A 1,794-nucleotide genomic window follows, 5' to 3' on the forward strand; every position below is an offset into this window, starting at 1 on the left:
GGCTGGGAGCCTGAGACGATGTTCAAGGAAGGCATCAGAAAGACCATCAAGTGGTTCTTTGCTAACGAGGACTGGATGGAGCATGTAACAAGCGGAAATTATCAGAAATATTATGACAGTATGTATGGCGATAAGCTGTAATACATTATCCGTAAGATAGGACATTACAATAACAGGAGAGCTTTGGTAAGGCTATTTACCGGGCTCTCTCTTGTTGCGTTTAAGAGCAATGGAGAAAAGATGAGCAAAATATCAATTGTCGTTCCGGTTTATTACAACTCAGACACCCTGGAGATGCTCTACGATGACATGAAGGAGAAAATCTTCGATAAACTCGGAGATTACGAACTTGTCTTTGTGGATGACGGATCCGGAGATAACTCCTGGGAAATCATGAATAAGATCGCAGAGAAGGATGAGAATGTTGTCTGCACGAGACTCTCAAGAAACTTTGGTGAGCATGCGGCCATACTTGCGGGATTATCTGTTTGTACCGGTGACTGCGCCGTTACAAAGCAGGCAGATCTTCAGGAGGATTCAACCCTTATTCTCGATCTCTACGAAAAGTGGAAGGAAGGGAATAAGGTAGTACTTGCGATAAGAGCTGAACGCGATGAAGGTGCGGTTAAGAAGTTCTTTGCCGGAATGTATTACTGGCTTGTGAGAAAGACAATCAATAAGGATATGCCTCAGGGCGGCTGTGACTGCTACCTTCTGGACAGACAGGCAATAAATGTTCTGGAGATGATGGATGAAAAGAACTCATCGCTTACACTTCAGGTCATGTGGATAGGCTTTAAGTCCGCCAAGGTATACTTCCACAGAAAGGACAGGACAGTCGGTAAATCCCGCTGGACCTTTGGAAAGAAATTTAAGCTTGTGGTGGATTCCATGATGAGCTTTTCTTATTTCCCGATCAGGATGATGAGTATTTGCGGAGTGATTTTCGCCATAGCTGCATTTGTAGGCATTATAAGCGCAATCTATGAGAAGCTCACCGTCGGAACTCCGATAGCGGGTTATGCATCTCTGATGTGCGTGGTTTTGTTTGCATCCGGAATGATAATGCTGACACTCGGAATTCTCGGCGAATACATTTGGAGAGTACTGGAAGAATCCAGAAAGAGACCGCCGTTTATAATTGATACGATTCGTAAAAACGATAAATAATATATTAAATAATAAACCCATGATATAAATGGCGTTTTTATGTTATATTATAGGGTGATGTAGTTTTGCATACATCAAAGACAGCTGTGATATTACTTGAGAAAAATTGTTTTTGAATATACAGATTTGGAGGCCTTTTATGAAAGGAATTATACTTGCCGGAGGTTCCGGAACAAGACTTTATCCGCTTACCAGAGCTATTTCAAAGCAGATCATGCCGGTTTATGATAAGCCTATGATCTATTACCCGCTATCTACCCTTATGCTTGCGGGAATACGCGAGGTTCTTATTATTTCTACTCCGAGAGATCTTCCGATTTTTGAGGACCTTTTCGGAACAGGAGAGCAGCTGGGGATGTCATTTTCATATGCTGTTCAGGAAGAGCCCAGAGGTCTTGCCGATGCGTTCATAATCGGCGCAGAGTTTATTGGCAGTGACAGTGTAGCACTGGTTCTCGGAGATAATATTTTCTATGGCCAGAGCTTCTCCAAGTTACTGAGGGAAGTGGCATCCAGAGAGAAGGGAGCGACAATTTTCGGTTATTACGTTCGTGATCCCAGAGAATACGGCGTAGTTGAGTTTGATGAGAACGGCAAAGCCCTTTCAATCGAGGAAAAACCGGA

Annotated in this window: 2 protein-coding genes and 1 pseudogene; all 3 read left to right on the plus strand. The window is 43.2% G+C overall.

The genetic code is table 11. The features are described 5' to 3' along the window. Positions 1 to 141 (plus strand): annotated as a pseudogene (locus tag BMW61_RS23015) (dTDP-glucose 4,6-dehydratase); the annotation flags it as partial. A 99-nt stretch (positions 142 to 240) separates the two neighbouring features. After that, positions 241 to 1,170, plus strand: a complete 930-nt coding sequence (locus tag BMW61_RS21470; RefSeq protein ID WP_022763145.1) for a glycosyltransferase family 2 protein — start codon at positions 241 to 243, stop codon at positions 1,168 to 1,170. A 139-nt stretch (positions 1,171 to 1,309) separates the two neighbouring features. After that, on the plus strand, positions 1,310 to 1,794 hold a 485-nt coding region (locus tag BMW61_RS21475; protein WP_175475343.1), incomplete at its 3' end, for a sugar nucleotidyltransferase.

Source organism: Butyrivibrio sp. ob235 (assembly GCF_900109475.1).
Lineage (GTDB): Bacteria > Bacillota > Clostridia > Lachnospirales > Lachnospiraceae > Butyrivibrio.

Coding starts and splice junctions, on each gene's coding strand:
- BMW61_RS21470 (WP_022763145.1), top strand. CDS start 241: ATGAGCAAAATATCAATTGTCGTTCCGGTTTATTACAACTCAGACACC.